Source organism: Verrucomicrobiia bacterium (genome assembly GCA_019634625.1).
Lineage (GTDB): Bacteria > Verrucomicrobiota > Verrucomicrobiia > Limisphaerales > CAIMTB01 > CAIMTB01.
This window is the reverse complement of sequence record JAHCBA010000052.1, coordinates 1-17,056: the sequence shown is the minus strand read 5'-3', so window position 1 is coordinate 17,056 and position 17,056 is coordinate 1. Positions and strand designations below refer to the sequence as shown.

At 66.1% G+C, this 17,056-nt stretch carries 15 protein-coding genes; 13 read left to right on the top strand and 2 right to left on the bottom strand.

Features of this window, described 5'->3' with window-relative positions; translation table 11 throughout:
- Positions 1-52 precede the first annotated feature (52 nt).
- The gene (gene infC / locus KF833_21650) at positions 53-775 is read right to left on the bottom strand and encodes a translation initiation factor IF-3 (GenBank protein ID MBX3747921.1); all 723 of its coding nucleotides are present in this window, start codon (positions 773-775) and stop codon (positions 53-55) included.
- 250 nt (positions 776-1,025) lie between these two features.
- Between infC and KF833_21645 the strand changes: the two genes are divergently transcribed.
- The 13 genes from KF833_21645 to KF833_21585 all read left to right on the top strand — a co-directional run bounded on the left by KF833_21645 (position 1,026) and on the right by KF833_21585 (position 15,757).
- Positions 1,026-2,639 (top strand): CTP synthase, encoded by a 1,614-nt coding sequence (locus tag KF833_21645; GenBank protein MBX3747920.1) that lies wholly within the window; start codon positions 1,026-1,028, stop codon positions 2,637-2,639.
- A gap of 24 nt (positions 2,640-2,663) precedes the next feature.
- Positions 2,664-3,938 (top strand): bifunctional folylpolyglutamate synthase/dihydrofolate synthase, encoded by a 1,275-nt coding sequence (locus KF833_21640; protein ID MBX3747919.1) that lies wholly within the window; start codon positions 2,664-2,666, stop codon positions 3,936-3,938.
- Positions 3,939-4,025: 87 nt separating this feature from the next.
- Complete coding sequence (locus tag KF833_21635; GenBank protein ID MBX3747918.1) at positions 4,026-5,162, top strand: hypothetical protein; 1,137 nt, start codon at positions 4,026-4,028, stop codon at positions 5,160-5,162.
- Positions 5,163-5,243: 81 nt separating this feature from the next.
- The gene (locus tag KF833_21630) at positions 5,244-6,671 is read left to right on the top strand and encodes a PQQ-like beta-propeller repeat protein (GenBank protein ID MBX3747917.1); all 1,428 of its coding nucleotides are present in this window, start codon (positions 5,244-5,246) and stop codon (positions 6,669-6,671) included.
- A gap of 103 nt (positions 6,672-6,774) precedes the next feature.
- Entirely contained in the window at positions 6,775-7,506 is a 732-nt protein-coding gene (locus KF833_21625) for a type II secretion system protein (GenBank protein ID MBX3747916.1), read from the top strand.
- Positions 7,507-7,706: 200 nt separating this feature from the next.
- Positions 7,707-8,501: a YmdB family metallophosphoesterase gene (locus KF833_21620; protein MBX3747915.1), complete on the top strand. Its 795-nt coding sequence runs from the start codon at positions 7,707-7,709 to the stop codon at positions 8,499-8,501.
- Between the two features lie 9 nt (positions 8,502-8,510).
- Positions 8,511-9,926, top strand: coding sequence for an exodeoxyribonuclease VII large subunit (locus KF833_21615; protein MBX3747914.1), 1,416 nt, complete (start codon positions 8,511-8,513; stop codon positions 9,924-9,926).
- Between the two features lie 195 nt (positions 9,927-10,121).
- Positions 10,122-10,955 carry an HAD family hydrolase gene (locus KF833_21610; protein ID MBX3747913.1) on the top strand — a complete coding sequence of 278 codons (834 nt, stop codon included), beginning with the start codon at positions 10,122-10,124 and terminating at the stop codon, positions 10,953-10,955.
- A 736-nt stretch (positions 10,956-11,691) separates the two neighbouring features.
- Positions 11,692-12,561 carry a hypothetical protein gene (locus KF833_21605; GenBank protein MBX3747912.1) on the top strand — a complete coding sequence of 290 codons (870 nt, stop codon included), beginning with the start codon at positions 11,692-11,694 and terminating at the stop codon, positions 12,559-12,561.
- 10 nt (positions 12,562-12,571) lie between these two features.
- A complete protein-coding gene (locus KF833_21600) occupies positions 12,572-13,066 on the top strand; it encodes a hypothetical protein (GenBank protein MBX3747911.1) in 495 nt (164 codons plus the stop codon).
- Positions 13,063-14,130 (top strand): glycosyltransferase family 4 protein, encoded by a 1,068-nt coding sequence (locus KF833_21595; GenBank protein MBX3747910.1) that lies wholly within the window; start codon positions 13,063-13,065, stop codon positions 14,128-14,130. Before KF833_21600 ends, KF833_21595 begins: the two co-directional genes overlap by 4 nt.
- Entirely contained in the window at positions 14,127-14,954 is an 828-nt protein-coding gene (locus KF833_21590; protein ID MBX3747909.1) for a hypothetical protein, read from the top strand. Before KF833_21595 ends, KF833_21590 begins: the two co-directional genes overlap by 4 nt.
- Positions 14,951-15,757 carry a type II secretion system protein gene (locus tag KF833_21585; GenBank protein ID MBX3747908.1) on the top strand — a complete coding sequence of 269 codons (807 nt, stop codon included), beginning with the start codon at positions 14,951-14,953 and terminating at the stop codon, positions 15,755-15,757. The genes KF833_21590 and KF833_21585 overlap by 4 nt, the downstream gene beginning before the upstream one ends.
- 158 nt (positions 15,758-15,915) lie before the next feature.
- On the opposite strand, the gene KF833_21580 is transcribed toward KF833_21585, so the two are convergent.
- The coding region (locus KF833_21580) for a hypothetical protein (protein MBX3747907.1) at positions 15,916-17,056 on the bottom strand (1,141 nt) is incomplete at its 5' end.

Below are 17,056 nucleotides of genomic sequence, written 5' to 3'. Positions count from 1 at the left end.
GCCGGCGGATACACCGACGGTCACTCGGGCCGAAGGTCAAATGGGCTGACGCTCACTTGGGGTTGTCGGCGGATCCCATCTGCAGCCCGTCGAACGGATTGTTACTAAAGGTCGGCTCGGGGGCGGCGTCCTGGGACGCTGCGCCACGACGAACGGGGACCGCGTCGGAGCGGGCGGGCGCAGGGTTTGGGGGGGCAGGGTTGTCGGCGGATTTCCCGGCGTCCTCGCTCTGCGTTTCGGCGGTTGCGGGAGAGCTTCCCTTGGGATGGGGAGCGCGGCGGTTGCGGGGCAGGGGGCTGACCATGACATTCACCGAGCGGCCGGTGAGCTTGGGTTCAAAGTCGGGGTGTCCCCAAGGGGCGACCTCGGCGATGAAGCGGCGGATGGTCTTGAAACCGAACTCGGTATGGGCCATTTCGCGTCCCCGGAAGCGGAGGGAGGCCTTGACCTTCATGTCCTCGCAGAGGAATTCGATGGCGTGGTCGAGTTTGGTTTGGAAGTCGTGGGGATCGATGGTGGCACTGAGCTGGATCTCCTTGACCTTGCTCGCGTGTTGATGTTTCCGGTTCTCCTTCTGGCGCTTCTCCTGCTCGTACTTGTACTTCCCGAAGTCCACCATGCGGCAGACCGGCGGGGTGGCATTGGGGGCGACCTCGACCAGATCGACGCCGCGGGCGCGGGCCTGGGTGAGGGCTTCGGAGAGGGGGATGACGCCAAGTTGCTGGCCGTTGTCTCCGATGACGCGCACCTCCCTCGCGCGGATCTTGCCATTAATACGAACCGCGGGCTCCCGCGGGGTGTAACGGGACGGGAACGGGCGACTCAAGCAACCCTCACTTGTTGAAGAGACATCGCGCTAGGAAGAGGCGACTCCACTGATATTTCCATGCAATTGAGGCACAACCGGCGCCTGTATAAGACTCCGGTATCGAGGGTGCAAGTGTGTTTTTCGACGCCCGGTGGCAATCGGCACGAAATCACTTTCCGCTCGCGAGCGGTTGGGCGCCTTGGGAGGGTGGCAGCCCATGAAGTACATCTTCGTGACGGGCGGCGTCGTCAGTTCCCTGGGCAAGGGACTGACGGCTGCGGCCCTGGGGACGCTGCTCGAGCATCGGGGACTGAAGGTCGCACTTCAGAAGTTCGATCCCTACTTGAACGTGGACCCCGGCACCATGAGCCCGTACCAGCACGGCGAAGTGTACGTTCTCGATGACGGTGCCGAAACCGACCTGGACCTGGGGCACTACGAGCGGTTCACCCACACCAAGCTGACCCGCCTGAACAACCTGACGAGCGGACAGGTGTACCAGACGGTCCTGAACAACGAGCGAGAGGGGCGGTACCTCGGGAAGACCGTGCAGGTCATCCCCCACGTCACCGACGAAATCCAGAAGCGCATCTACCTCATTGGCAGCATCACCAAGGCGGACGTCCTCATCACCGAAATCGGGGGGACCACCGGGGATATCGAGGGTCTCCCCTTCCTCGAGGCGATCCGCGAATTCGCCCAGGATGTCGGGCCCCACAACGCGATCTTCATCCACGTCACCTACGTTCCCTTCATCAAGGCCGCCGGGGAGCTCAAGACCAAACCCACCCAGCAGTCCGTCGCCAAACTGCGCGAGATCGGCATCGCCCCCCACATCATCGCGTGCCGCTGCGAGTATCCCCTCGAGAAGGATGTCCGGCAGAAGATCGCCCTGTTCTGCAATGTCCCGTATGAAGCCGTCATCGAGGCCAAGGACGTGGACCATTCCATCTACGAGATGCCCCTCCGCCTGCAGCGGGAGCGCCTCGACGATCAGGTGTGCCGCCTGCTGCAGCTCGATGTCCCCCAGCCCGACATGCGGCACTGGCAGGAGATCATCCGCAAGCTCATCGCTCCCGCCCACCGCGTCCGCATTGCCGTCGTGGGCAAGTACCTCGAACTGCATGATGCCTACAAGTCCGTGTTCGAGGCGGTCATCCACGGCGGCATTGCCAACGACTGCGGCGTGCACATCGACAAGGTGGACGCCGAACAGATCGAGCGGGACGGTGCCGAGCGCGTGCTCAAAGGCGCGGGGGGCATCCTGGTCCCGGGCGGGTTCGGGGAACGCGGGATTGAAGGCAAGATCATGGCGGCGCGCTTCGCCCGCGAGAACCGGGTGCCGTATCTTGGCCTGTGCCTCGGCATGCAGATCGCCAGCATCGAGTTTGGGCGCCATGTGATCGGACTGGCGGATGCCCACTCGACCGAGTTCAAGGCCGATACGCCCCATCCGGTGATCGATCTCCAGGACGACCAGCGCGGCCTGCGCCGCCTGGGCGGCACCATGCGTCTCGGTGCCCAGCCGTGCCAGCTCGTTCCGGGCACCCGGATCCAGCGGCTCTACGACGCCGTCGTCGTCCAGGAACGTCACCGGCACCGCTACGAGTTCAACAACGCGTATCGCGAGCGGTTCGAGGAGCAGGGTTTTGTCTTCGCGGGGACGACCCCGGACGGGCGTCTTGTCGAATGCATCGAACTCAAGGACCACCCGTTTTACTGCGCCGTGCAGTTCCATCCGGAGTTTCAGAGCAAGCCGGACGCGCCGCACCCGCTATTCCGTGGCTTCATCGCGGCCGTCCACGAACATCTCCACCACAAACCCATCTGATCCGCAGCGGCAGGGCCCGCCTCCATGACCTACCGCGAGGCACTCGAGTACCTTTACGGTCTCCAGCGGTTCGGCTTGCGGCTGGGGCTCGACGTGCCCCGCCGCCTGGCCGGGGCCTTCGGGTGCCCCCAGGACGGTCTGAAGTTCCTCCATGTTGCCGGCACCAACGGGAAGGGCTCGACCTGCGCCTTTCTTGAAAGCGCCTGCCGTGCCTCCGGGCGCCGGGTCGGATTGTTCACGTCGCCCCACCTCGTGAGCTTCCGGGAACGCATCCAGATCGATCGTCAGCCGATTCCCGAGGACGCGGTGGCCCGGTGGGTCCGGCAACTCCGTCTCGTCACCGACACCTTCCCAACGGATCAGCACCCGACCTTTTTCGAGGTCGTCACCGTCCTCGCCCTGCTGTGGTTCCGGGAACAGGGCTGCGACCTGGTGGTCTGGGAGACCGGCATGGGCGGACGCCTCGACGCCACGAACATTGTCTCGCCCCTAGCCACCCTCGTCACCCCGATCGGATGGGACCACCAGCAATGGCTGGGCAACACGCTTGCCGCCATCGCCGGCGAGAAGGCCGGCATTTTCAAGCCCGGCGTCCCGGCGTTGACCACTGCCCTTGAACCGGAGGCCCTCGACGTCCTCCATGCGACCGCCACGGCCTGCCATGCGCCCTGGCGCCATGTCCGTCCCGGGGACCCGGAAACGGTCTGGCTGCACGATGTCCACCTCCCCCTCCCGGGCCCCCACCAGGAACTCAATGCCGCCCTTGCTGTCGCCGCCGTCCGCACGCTCAAGCCCATCCTGCCCATCACCGATTCCGACCTTCGCCGCGGCCTGGAGTCCACCCACTGGCCCGGCCGCTTCGAAGTTTATTCGGAGAACGGCCGGGTCCGGGTCCTTGACGGCGCCCATAATCCACCGGCCTTCGAGGCCCTGGCCGACACCCTTGACCTGCAATTCCCCGGCCAATCCTATTCCCTTGTGCTCGGCATGCTGGCCGACAAGGACCCGGTCGCGGCGGTTGCCCGCCTCGTGCCCGGAGCGCGGCGCACCGTGGTTGTCCCCGTACGCACCCCGCGCTCGATCGCGCCCGAAGTCCTCGCCCGCCATTGTGCCGACGTTCCAGGTGGCGCGGGACCGGTCGCCTGCGCCTCAAGTCTGGCGGAAGCGCTGGCTCTGCTGGCGAACGAGGACCTGGTCGTCATCACCGGGTCGCTCTACCTCGTGGGGGAGGCCATGGAACTTCGCCTGGGAACGACCGATTCCGAACGCGGCCTCAATGATTGGAGTCCAAGCCGCTGAACAGGCGTGTGGGCGGGTCGCGGACTTCTACCAGCCTCCTGAAGCCGCGGTTGCTGTCTCACGCCTGTTCGCTCATTTTCGCCAGCGATGACGGCCGGAAGCTTCCGCTCTCGCGACACCGACCCGCACTTGCAGCGGATGGTCGGTGCCCTGGTCATCTCGCTCCTCGCGCATCTGGCTTTCTTTGGGGTCTTCCAGCTCGGCAACCAGTTGCAGTGGTGGCAGTCCAGCCCTTTTGCGACCGCCCGTCAGGCCCGCCTCGCCGAGCAGCAGCAGGAGGCCGCCGAACAACGCCGCGCCCGGCAACAACCCCTGATCTTCGTTCAAGTTGCCCTTCCCACCGAGGAGACCCCAGACGAGACCCCTTTCTACTCCTCCGCCTCGAGCCGCGCCGCCAATCCCGAACCGGGAGAAGCCGATCAACCCCGCCTGGACGGCTCCCAGGACCGAATTCCACGCACCGAAAGCGCTCCCCACGCCTTCACCGGTCCCGCCTCGCCTCCCCCCCAACCCGAAGGCACCCCGGCGGCCGATTTCGATCCCATTCCCGAGCCCGCGGTTCCGGAGATCGCCATTCCCAACCCGGCACCCCCACCTGAGATTCCACACCCCCCCGACACCGCCATCGACACGGAACGTCATCCCCCTGCCGGCGACCTCGCCCTGGTCCGGCCCGATGTCCGGCCGGCCCGTGAACCGGACCCGCCTTCTCCCGAACCCACGACGCCCGCGTCCGACCCGACGCCGACCCAGCCCGCCCCCAGCCTTGCGCCGGCGCCCGTGGATCCCGTGCCCACTCCGCGTCCACGCCCCCGCACCGTCGTCGAAGCCAAGGTCCGCCAGCAGGTGCTGGCCGGCGAACGCATGCGCCAGGAGGGGGGCGTCCGACGAACGGGCCCCATGTCCCTTGAAGTGCGGGGCACCGGATTCGGAGCCTACGACGAGGCCCTTGTTGCCGCCGTCCAGAATCGCTGGTTCGCCCTCCTCCACGAACGCCGATTCGCCGGTGGGGCCACCGGCCATGTCGTCGTCCGGTTCCGTCTCTACGACGACGGGTCCGTCCGGATCGTCGAGGCCACCGAGGCCACGGTGGACGCGATCCTGCAGACCCTTTGCGTCCGGGCCATCCGCGACCCGGCCCCATACGCCGAATGGCCCAGCGACATGCGCCGCATGATCGGCAGCAATTCCCGGGAGATCCGCTTCACGTTTTATTACCACTGACCCCCGGCACGCCAAGGAATGGGCGGCTTTCATCCATATCCGGTTGGATGGGAGTCCGCCCCGGGCGGAGCGTGACGGGTCATGGCTGGTCCCGAATGCACCCGCCTCCGCGTGCCCGCCTGGTCACCCTGGGCCGCCGCCGCACTGGCCGTCCTGATCTGGCTCGGCTGGTGGTTTGCGCCGCTTCGGACCCACATCGTGTTGCGCGTGCCGGGAAGCGACCGTCTCGAACCGTCGGCCACCACGGGAATCGAGGAGTCCATCGACGTTTTCCAGGAAGGCCGCCTGGAAACCGGGCCCGGCCGCCCCGCCGATCTGCCGGGCTCCTGGCCCGGCTTTCGCGGTGCGCGCGGCGACGGCGTCCAGCATGATCCGGCCCGGTTGGCCCGCGAATGGCCCGCCGGCCGGCCCCTTGAACGTTGGGCCATCGAGGTTGGTGAAGGCTTCGCGGGGCCGGCCATCGATCGTGGACGCATTTTCCTGATGGATTACGACCGTGCCAACCAGCGCGACGCGCTCCGCTGCATCTCCCTGGCCGACGGTTCCGAGATCTGGCGGTACTCGTACCCGGTGGCCATCAAACGCAATCATGGCCTGACCCGCACCGTCCCTTCCGTGGCCGGTGACCGCGTCATCGCCATGGGCCCCCGATGTCATGTGGTCGCCGTCGAGACCGACACCGGCGCCTTCCGCTGGGGACTCGACCTGGTGCGGGACTTTGGCACCACCGTTCCTCCGTGGTACACCGGGCAATGCCCGCTGGTGGACGGCGACCGCGTGATCCTTGCTCCGGGCGGTCCGGACGCACTGCTCATGGCCGTGCATCGTTCGACCGGCGACATCCTTTGGCGCACGCCGAATCCCCACGACTGGAAGATGACCCATTCCTCGGTTGTTCCCTTCGTCCTCGAGGGGCGCCGTTTCTACCTTTACTGCGCCAGCGGGGGTGTGGTGGCCGCCGACGCCGACACCGGTTCCATCGCCTGGGAAACCGGTTCGTGGCGGATCAACATCGCCACGGTCCCCTCCCCGGTCATCGCGGACGACGCCCAGGTGTTTCTGACTGGCGGGTACAATGCCGGCAGTCTGATGCTGGCGTTCACCCTCGAAGCGGGGCGCCTGGAGGCCAGGGAAGTGTTCCGCCTCGACGCGCGCACTTTTGGAGCCACCCAGCACACCCCGATCTGGTACCGGGGCCACCTGTACGGCATCCGGGCTGACGGACGGCTCGTTTGTCTCGACCGCCAGGGAGCCGTCGTCTGGGAAAGCGGGCCGGGCGCCAACTTCGGATTGGGACCGCTGATCATTGCGGACGGACTGATCCTCGCCCTGAATGACAGCGCCCAGTTGACGATCGCCGAGGCCGTCCCGACCGCTTACCGCCCGCTCGCCTCGGCCTCGCTGATGGATGGCCATGAGGCGTGGGCTCCGCTGGCGCTTGCCGGCAGTCATCTGCTGGCCCGCGACCTGACCCGCATGGTCTGCCTGCAGATTGGTGCGAGTCCCTGACTTCCGCCGACCTGACTGGCCCGGGGAGGTCTGCGTGCTTGTCAGATGCGCGTCATTTCCCCACCTTCCGGCATCCTCCCATTCACGACAGGGATCCCTGCCCATGAACCCGCCACCTCGCCTCTGCCGTCCCGGACGCGGCGCCTTCACCCTGATCGAACTCCTGGTGGTCATCGCCATCATCGCGATCCTCGCCAGCATGCTGCTGCCGGCCCTTGCGCGTGCGAAGTCCAAGGCCACCCAGACCAAGTGCCTCAACAACCAGAAGCAGATTGGTCTCGCCTTCCTGATGTACGCGGACGACCACCTTGATTTCTTTCCCCAGCAGCCGGACTGGCACGCTGCCGGAGGCACCAACGGCACCTACTCCCGCTTTGTGGCCGCCACCAACCGGCCCCTCAACCGCTACACCCAGGCCTACGAACTCTTCGCCTGCCCCAACGACAAGGGCGACCACCTCAATTCAACCCCCGTCAACAGTTGCTACCGTGTGTACGGGAACAGCTACCTGCCCCAGTGGCAGCACGATTCCTTCCGGGTGCGGCATGTTCTCGGCGACATCAACGCCGCTCGCGGTTCGTACGAGAACCTGCCCATGAAGACCTCCGAGCTTGGGCCTGGCCCCAGCCACAAGATCATGCAGGGCGACTGGCCGTGGCACGGCAACCGAGGCAACGTCTCGCCCAAGAGCATCTGGCACAACTACAAGGGTCGCAGCCGGTTCAACATGCTCTTCGCCGATGGTCACGTGGAGTTTTACCAGTTTCCCGACGCTGCCCAGATGCAGCAGTGGATCTTCAGTCCCCCTCCGAACCCCTCCTGGAAGTGGTGGTGATTCCTGGGTGATTTCCAGCCTCCTCGAGCACCGGCGCTGCCTCCTCGATGCGGCGCGGCCCGTGTTGAGGATTCCGCTGACGGGGGGACGATGCGCTGCCGCTGGAGACAGGCGGCTTTTCAGATGGACGGTGCGATGGAGGTGGTGCGCGGAAGGACCGGGCTCGCGGCGCCTTGGGGAACGGTTCTAGGCTGGCGGGCATGACGTTGCTGTTTGTCGGGGATGTGGTGGGGGCGCCGGGGCGGAAGGCCTTGCGGGTGTTGCTGCCGAGGATCCGGTCGCAATGCGGTGTGGACATGGTGGTGGCGAACGGCGAGAACGCGGCCGGGGGGGCGGGGATCACCCTGGAGACGGCGGCGGAAATCTATGCGGCGGGCGTCGATGTGATCACCACGGGCGACCATCTGTGGGACCAGAAGGAGGTGAACGAGCTGCTGTTGAAGGAGTCGCGTTTTCTGCGGCCGATCAATTACCCGGCCGGCACGCTGGGGCAGGGGAGCACGGTCTGGCAGCGGGAAGGGCTTCCGGCGGTCGGGGTTCTCAACGCGCAGGGGCGGAGTTTCATGGCGCCGCTCGAGAATCCGTTCGAGGTGGTCCCGGCGGAAGTGGAGAAGGTGCGTCGGCTGACACCGATCATCCTGCTCGACATGCACGCGGAGGCGACATCGGAAAAGATTGCCATGGCGCGGATGCTCGACGGTCAGGTGAGCGCGGTGGTGGGGACCCACACCCATGTGCAGACGGCGGACGAACAGATCTTCCCCGGGGGCACGGCGTTTCTTTGCGACGCCGGGTTTACGGGGCCGCACGAAAGCGTGTTGGGGCGCGAGATTGAGCCGGTCGTGCGGCGATTCCGCACCTGCACGCCCCAGCGGTTCGCGGTGGCGAGGGGGCGGGTGCTGCTCCAGGGGGTGCTGATCCGGATCGATCCCGAGACGGGCCGTGCGCGGGGCATCCAGCGGGTCTCCGAGGCGCTTCCCGAGGGGGGTAACTGAGGAAGCACCATGCCGAAACGCGCGCGCAGCCAGTGGGATTTTGGGGAGCTGTTTCCAACGTCGGCGACCCGCCGGGTCTTTTCCGTTGCCGAGGTGACCGCACGGATCAAGGAGGTGCTGGAGCGGCAGGTGGGCGAGGTCTGGGTCTCCGGGGAAGTGTCGAACCTGCGACTCCAGGCGTCGGGGCACGCTTATTTCACACTCAAGGACGCCAGCGCCCAGTTGAGTTGCGTGTTGTTTCGTGGGACGGCGGTGGAGGATCGGGGGGTGTTGCGGGACGGCCAGCGGCTGGTAGTGCGGGGCGAGGTGTCGGTGTACGAGCCGCGGGGCCAGTACCAGTTGATCGTGCGGGAGTTGGAGGCGCAGGGACAGGGGGCGTTGCAGGCGGCCTTCGAGCGGCTGAAGAGGAAGCTCGAGGAGGAGGGGCTGTTTGCCCCCGCGCGGAAACGGCCGATCCCGCGTTACCCGAGGCGGGTCGGCCTGGTCACATCGCCGACCGGGGCGGCGCTGCAGGACGTCCTCCATGTGATGGAACGGCGTTACGCGGGCATCGAGTTGGTGTTGGCGGGTTGCCGGGTGCAGGGGGCAGGTGCGGAACAGGAGATTGCCGGGGCGCTGCAGGCGCTGGGCGGCTGGTCCGCCGCACGGCCGGACGGGGAGGGGTTGGATGCCATTCTGGTGACGCGGGGAGGCGGCAGTCTGGAGGACCTTTGGGCCTTCAACGAGGAGGTGGTGGCCCGGGCCATTGCAGCCTCGCCCATCCCGGTGGTGTCGGCGGTGGGACACGAGATCGACTTCACCATCGCGGATTTTGTAGCCGATCTGCGGGCGGCCACACCCAGCGCGGCGGCGGAGTTGCTGACGGCGGGATATGTCGAGGCAGGGGATCGCGTGCGACGTCAGGGTCGGCGACTTCAGCGGCTGGCCGAGACGGCCTGGGAGCGGGTGGCGGAACGATTTGAGAGGCTCGCGCGGCGGCTTCAGCGGTCGCATCCGCGCCGGCGCCTGCAGGAGCGCATGCAGCGGCTGGACGAGGCGCAGTCGGCATTGACTCGCCGGGTTCGGGAGACCTTGCGGCATTGGGCGATGCAGTGGCGGCAACTGGACCGCCGGTTGTCGGTGAACCGGCCAACCCGTCGGCTCGATGCAGCGCGCGAACGGTGCCGGGGACACGCCGCCGCCTTGCGGGCCGCCATCGCCGGGGCGCTGCGGGAGCGGCGCGAGCGGTTGGCCCGGCTTGCGTTGCGGCTGGAATTGCTGTCGCCGGAGCGGGTGTTGAAGCGCGGCTACTCGATTACGGTGGAAGCTGGCTCGGGACGCGTTGTTCGGCAGGCCATCGAGGTGGAGCCCGGGACGTTGCTGCGAACACGGCTCGCGCAGGGTGAGGTTAGAAGTGTGGTGACCGCTGCGCCATCGACGGAATGACTGCGTTGAGAATCTGATTCCCATGGAATCCAACCGCGGAAGCCGCTAGACGACGGCGAGGCGGGTCAACAACAAATCGACAAAGGGACAGGCTGCCAAGACAGGGCGTCAACAATACAATGTCAGTCCCACTATAAGCGGGGCAACAAGCGGGATTTGACCCTGGGGGGACGGGTCTCTTATGCACTCTGGCGCATGAGCGATCGCTTTACCGGTCTCGTGGAATTGGCGCCGCATTTTCGTCCCCGGCCGGGGATACGGCACGTGGTGTTCGATTTCGACGGCACGCTGTCGCTGATCCGGGAGGGATGGCCGGACGTGATGATCCCGATGTTTGTCGAGGCACTTCCCTCGTTCCCCGGGGAAACGGAGGAGGAGCGGCGGCGGTTGGTGACGGATGACATCATGGGTCTGACCGGGAAGCAGACCATCTACCAGATGATCCGCCTGGCTGAGCGGATTCGGGAGCGCGGGGGCACCCCTGAGGAACCGATCGAGTACAAGCGGGAGTACCTGCGACGCCTGGACTGCCGGATCGCGGACCGGGTGTCGGGGTTGCGGGAGGGCCGGTTTCAGCCGGACGACTGGCTGGTGCTGGGATCGCGACGGTTGCTGGACACGCTGCGGGATCGTGGGATGAGGCTGTATCTGGCGAGTGGAACGGACGACATCTATGTGAAACAGGAGGCCGCCCTGCTGGGGTTGGGGCCGTACTTTGGCGAACACATCCACGGGGCCCTCGACGACTTCAAGAGCTTCTCGAAGAAGATGGTCATCGAACGGATTCTCAGGGACAACCGGATCGATGGGGAGGCGTTGCTGGCGATCGGCGACGGGTACGTGGAGATCCAGGACGCCAAGGAGGCCGGGGGACTGGCCATTGCGGTGGCCAGCGACGAGGCCAACAACGGGTCGGGGCGGTTCGATGAATGGAAGCGCAGGCGTCTGTTGGGTGTGGGGGCCGACGTGGTGGTGCCGGATTACCGGGACGCCGAGGCGCTGATCGATCTGGTGCTGGCCGGCGGCTGAGAGGCGGGCCTGCCGGAATCCCGGCAGCCCGGTGGGTTGGTGGGCGGTTTGCGTTGAAGCGGCGCGGCAATACCCGCCGGTGCGATTTTTTCACACATCTCTGTTGACACCCAGGCACTCACTTTCTATACCGGATCTGCACTAAGGAGGTGCCGTTGGTTCCTGTCGTTCGGGGTGAGTCACAGACACAGACAGTGGGGAAGTGTCGCCGCGTGGGGTTGGGTCTCGACTTGTTCCGGATCGTTCCCGCACGGAGTCTCGCCGTGGGCGGAGGGCGGTACTTCCTGCATCAGGTGCGCAAATCGGAAAAACCAAGGAGGTTCGTATGAATGCACTGAAGCGTATCGTTGGTAAGACGGTGCTGATCGCCGTGGCCACAGTGGGGATTACCGCGGCCCTGGCGGCGACGTCGTCGGGGTCGGGGGACTGTCCGAGCGGACAGTATGTGTGTGCCAAGAAATCCACGTGGTTTTACACTAAGTTGACCTGCTGTGTGGTGGGGCAGAACTGTTGTCCGGCCATTGTCTGCGTCGACGTGGGGGCGACTCGGGCGCGACGGATCAGTGAGTCGTGCATGCAGCCGGGGACGCCCTGTCCGTCATGTTGACGGCTTGATCAGACCAGCCGGCGGGGGGAAGCCCCCGCCGGTCCTTTTCCGGCGGACCGGCGGCCGGGGATGTGTGGGAAAGGACGGAGGTGCCGGCGTTTCAAGGCAGAAGCAATCAGGAGGAAAGCTATGAGTTCTGAGGCAATGAAGGGCCGGATGGTTCGGGCGGTCACCTGGGTGGTGCTGGGTGCGCTGGCGCTCGGGTTGATATTCATTTCGGCGGTTCGGATGGCGCAGCGGCGTGTGGCATCGAATGAAATGGAACGGAAGCAGGAGGCTAAGAGGGAGGAATGGGCGGGCCAGGAATTGATCCCGATCGGTGAGTATGAGCAGGTCTGCGCCGAATTGCGGGCGGGTGATTCAATGCGGGGACTGGACGGCGGAGAGGAGCGGGTGGAGGCGCTGGTTCGTGCGCTTGGGAGTATCCTGGTTGCGTATTCACAAGGGGACGTGGATCACTATCAACGATTCCGCTTCCCGATCGAGCCTACCCTGGCGAACTCGGGCTGGGACCCGGATGGGATGGCGTTTTATGGACTGCTGGCGGAGGAACTGAAGATCGACTTCGAAGGGATGTCGTACGCGGTGTCGAATCGGACGTTGATGGTTTCCGTGTTTCGGAATGCCGACCGGATCACGCGGGCGGCGCCGGGGGCGTTGGGGACGCGCATCCTGACTTCCTATTCGCCAAGGACTCTCCGGGCGGAACTGGCGTTGGAACCGCTGCCGGTGACTTCGATGATGGAATGGGCGAGGGAGGAGATGGTGAAAGCAGTGACTCGAGTGAATTCCGTGGTGGGGTATCGATTCGAGGACGAGGCGGCGGCAATGGCCGGGACGTGGGTTGCCCGGGTACGGATCCTCTGCGGAACGACGCTGCAGACGCCGGTATTCCCCTTTTATCTCAAGCTGCTCTGGTATCCGGAAGCGGGTCAGTTTGTGGCGACGGAGTGGGTGGTGCCGTTGCCGCCCACGGAGATTCCGGACCTGCTGTTCTGAGGAGGTGCCTATGCGTGACATGGATGAGTTGGGTGAGTGCCGAGTGGGTTCGGGCGGGCGAGGGATCCTGTCGCTGGAGTGGGTGCTGCGTGGGGTTCTGGGGGCCTTGGTGGTCTTGAAGTGCGCGACCCTGTTGTGGGAGACGCGGGTGTGGCGGATGGAGGATCCGGTGCTGCCGGGGGTCCCGATGTGGCTTGCGATCGGGATGGCGGCGGGCCTGGAGGCGCTGGTGTTCGTGGTGCTCGGGGAGCGGGATCTGCGGTGGGAATGGAAGCGGCTGGCGCTGGCCGGGCTGGTGCTGGGATTCGGGGCCTACCGGGTGTCGGGCATGGTATTGCACGGGGCGAACATCTCTGGGTGCGACTGCTTCGGGCCATTGGGCCGGATCCTGACGGGAGCCGGGAGCGCGGCCTTGGCGTGGGGTCTGCTGGGGTTGTTTGGGTATGGCGCCTGGTGGTACGGGCGGGATTTGAGGGACGACTCCAAGACGGAGGGACTGGCATGAGGGAGGCGGGCATGGGCATCCGGTCGGATTGGCGGGAGCGCCTGGCGGCGGTGGGGCACCTGTATGTGTTCGGGGCTCCGGGCCGGGTGGGAGGGGCGGCGACGAAGATCCGGGACCTGGTGGGGCTTCTGAAGGAGCATCTGCCGATCACCGTGGTGGTGGCGTCGATGGAACTGAGGGATGAGCCGACGGTTCGGGAGTTTGCGCGACGGTCGGGGGTGCCGGTGATTCTGCGGAAGGAGTTGCCGGAGCGGGCCGACGGGGTGGCCTGCGTGGTCTGCGAGACGGATGTGTTTACCTCGGGGTGGGCGGAGCGCATCCGGGACAAGGGACTGCGGCTCGTCTTCTCGAACGACATGATGTGGGAATTCCCTGGAGAGCGGGAGGCGGCTCGGGAGGGGTGGATTGACCGGGTGCTGTTCGTTTCCGAGGGGCAACGCCGACAGTTCGCGGCCATCCACTCCGGGGTGGAACAGGTGGTGGTCCCGAACTTCATCGATCCGGACGGTTTTCCCTGGGTGGAGCGGTCGAATGAACGCTTCACGATCGGGCGGCTGTCACGGCCGGACCCGGCCAAGTTTCCGGTGGACTTCCCGGTCTTCTATGAGGCGTTGGGGCTGGAGGGCGCACGGTTCCGGATCCAAGGATGGACGGAGGAAGTCAGCCGGGCGTATCGATGGCACCGGTTCGGACCCGAGTGGGAACTGCTGGCGCCGAACAAGGTGCCGGCCGCGCGGTTTCTGCAGTCCCTGGATGTGTTTCTCTACCCGCTCGGGCACCGGGTGGTGGAGTCGTGGGGACGGGCGGTGGTCGAGGCGATGCTGACCGGCTGCGTCGTGGTGGTGCCTGCGGGGCATTCGTTTCATGAGTTCGTCGAGTCCGAGAGGACGGGCTTTCTGTTCGCGGACTTTCGAGAGTGCCGGCAAATCGTGCGGGCGTTGCACCGGGACGGCCGGCTGCGGGCGCAGGTGGGACGAGCGGCTGCGGAGGTTGCCCGGCGGGAACTGTGCCATCGGGAGCGTCATCTCTCCGCGTGGGCCGGGGCGCTCACCTTTGAGTCATGAATCCGAAGGAGTACGCGTTCTGGTCGGTGGCGATGGGGGCGTCGGAGCGGGCTGCGATGGCGCGGTTGGTGGCGTCGGCACGCGGGGTTGGGGTGAGTGACCCGTTTCACGTGATGACGGACGCGCCGATTCCGGGGTGCGAGTGTTACGACGGCATGGGGTTGCCGGAGGATTCCGGATTCCGGTGGCTGGCCTACCTGAAGGCGGCTGTCGTGAAGCTGCCGGGTCGGATCATGGTGTATGTGGATCCCTGGCACCGATGGTATTCGCGGCCGGGCCGGATGACGGGACTGTGCGGCCGGTCGCCGATCCACATCCCGCTGGAGGGCCCTCTGGCGGACGAAGGGGCGACGGAGGGGTGCTATGGCGTGTCTGTTGCCGAGGCGATCGAGCATCTGAGGCGGGGAGGGGTGACCGGGGACCCCCGGTTTGCGCGACCAGCCTGGGTGATGGTACGGCGCTCGGCCATCGACGAGGTGTACACACTGGCGGGGGATTTTCGCCGGCGCTGCCGTGAGGCTGGCGGTGAGGTCCGACTGGGACTCGCACTCTCGTATGCGATGCACATGCTCTGTGCGGATCCCGAGGCGCACCTGGCCGAGGCGCGACGCGACCTGTGGCTGCCCTTGGGGGCGCTGGACCTCGAGGAGCGCGCGGTATTGGAGTCCACGGTCATTTCGGTGGAGCGATCCTTGCGTCTGCTGGGACTGCCGAGCGTGGTGTATGTCGGGCGGGTTCCGGTCCTCGACAGACGGGAGGGGGCTGTGGAGACGGCACGACTTTCGAGGGAGGATTCCGAGTGGGCGAACCGGGAGGGGCGATGAAGCCGGACACGACGCATGGCGACGAGGGGGGCGGTGGTGCCCGCTGGCCGGCATGGCGGGCGTTCACCCTGATCGAACTGCTGGTGGTGATTGCCATACTGGGGATCCTGGCCGCCATGCTGTTGCCAGCCTTGGGAAAGGCGAAGGACCGGGCCAGGCGGGCGCAGTGCGTGTCCAATCTCCGACAATTGGCCGTTGCGTCGTTGAGTTATGCGGACGACGACCGGGACGGGAGTTTGTCGGGACGGACGGCGGCGGAGGACGCAAGCCTGGGGTATCTCTTCGGGCATGTGGGATCGGTGGGGCCGTTCCTATGTCCCGGTACGCGCAACACGATTGGACCGGAGCGGTCGATCAACCCGCTGTCCGGGGTGGAGGAATTGACGGACATGCAGCGTTATGCGTCCACGGCCGCGTCGCGACGGGGGGTCAGCTACATGGCCCATGCCTTCATTGGGCACAACACGCCTTATTCGACGGAGGTCCGGTTGGCGGATGGAAGCCGGCGCCGGCTGCCCTACCTGCGCAAGACGGTGCACAACGTCCAGACTTACGCCCACTATCACGACACGTTCGGGCTGAGAGGCACGGTGGCCGGGCCGTCGGGGCACTGGTTGGTGGTGGACAATTACTGGGAAGGCCGGGTCTGGGCCTACCCCGATGAGGACGCCAACCACGGGGCGGATGGTTTGAATGTGTCGTACTGCGACGGCCATGTCGGCTGGGTGCCGACGCGGAGGTTTCTGTTCGAGTACGAACGGGACACCGACGAGGGGCGGACTGGGATTCCGCTGACCTACTGAGCGGCACCGCGGCGGGACCGGGTTGGCGCCCGGATCCGCAGAGGGGCGAGGGCTGGGAATGGGGAGGAGGGCCCTGCGTTGCCCTGCGCTCCCCTGGTCGTCTCGGCCCCAAGGGGGGGGCTCGCCCTCGCCACCGAGTGGGAGGGCGAGGGATCGCGTCAGGGATAGCGCACGCGGTAGAACCGGTAAGGGACGACCGGGGTGGGATCAGGGATTTCGAGGACACCCCCTGAGGCGTCGAGGACCGCTTTGTGGAGGGTGCCGATCGGGGTCCACGCCGAGAAGTCGGTGGTGGCCTCGATGGTGGCGGGCAGCGTGGGCGAAGCGAGGGTGCCTTGGATGGTGAGGATGAACGTGCCTCCCGCGGGGTCGCGTCGGACCGTCGAGATGACGGCGGTGTTGTCGCCGGAGGAAGCGGGTGCGCCAATGAGGAGGCGGGTGGTCCTTTCGAGGCCGGAGAACTCGGTGAACCCGGCGGTGGGATGGACTCCTTCGTGGATCAGGAGTCGGAAGCTGAGTTCGACCTCATAGGTGCGATCGGCGTGGAAGGTGCCGGGAGGGATGGTGATGGAGGTGGCGGTTGCGGGGAGTTCGATGCCCTTGCAGTCATCCGGGGCCTCAAAGACCGACGAGCCGTCCTGCTCGGCGATGTACAAGTGAATGGCGTGTCTGGCGCCGGCATCGGTCAACGAAGCCCATTGGAGGGTGAGAGGCTGGGTTGTGTCGAAGGATTGGAGGGACTCGACGTTGGTGATCCTGGGGACCGGGACATCGAAGGCGGGGGAGAGGGGAAGCTGGACATCGAGGGCGCTGCCGGACTCCAGGCCGATGGTCATGCGATAGGTGCCATTGGGATAGGCGGCGTCGAGGGCGGCCTCGGAATCAAAGGTGGGAAGGACCAACTGGGGAGGTTCCGCGGTGGAGAGGTAGAACATCCTGGGAAGCTCCGGGATCGGGAAGCCGGGAATGTCGGGGAATTCGAAATCGAATTCGAAGGAGGTCAGGGGCGCGGTTGAGCCGTCCGGCCGGACCAGGGTGGCTGAGGCGGGCCGAAAGCCCGGGGCATTGGTTCCCTGGAAGACTGCGGCAAAGAAGGTTGCGCCCTCGTCGGGATCGAGTGCCGGCGCGGTGTTGCCGCTCTGGCGGTAGTGGATGTCCTTGAAGATGACGACGGAGGCGTTGAAGCCGTCGTCGGAATCGGCGGGATCGCAGTCGTCCCCGCCTCCACCACCGGTATTGCCGGTCGGGGTCTGAAAGGTGCCGGTGGTTTCGGGCAGCGGTTCTCCGAGGAGACTTTTC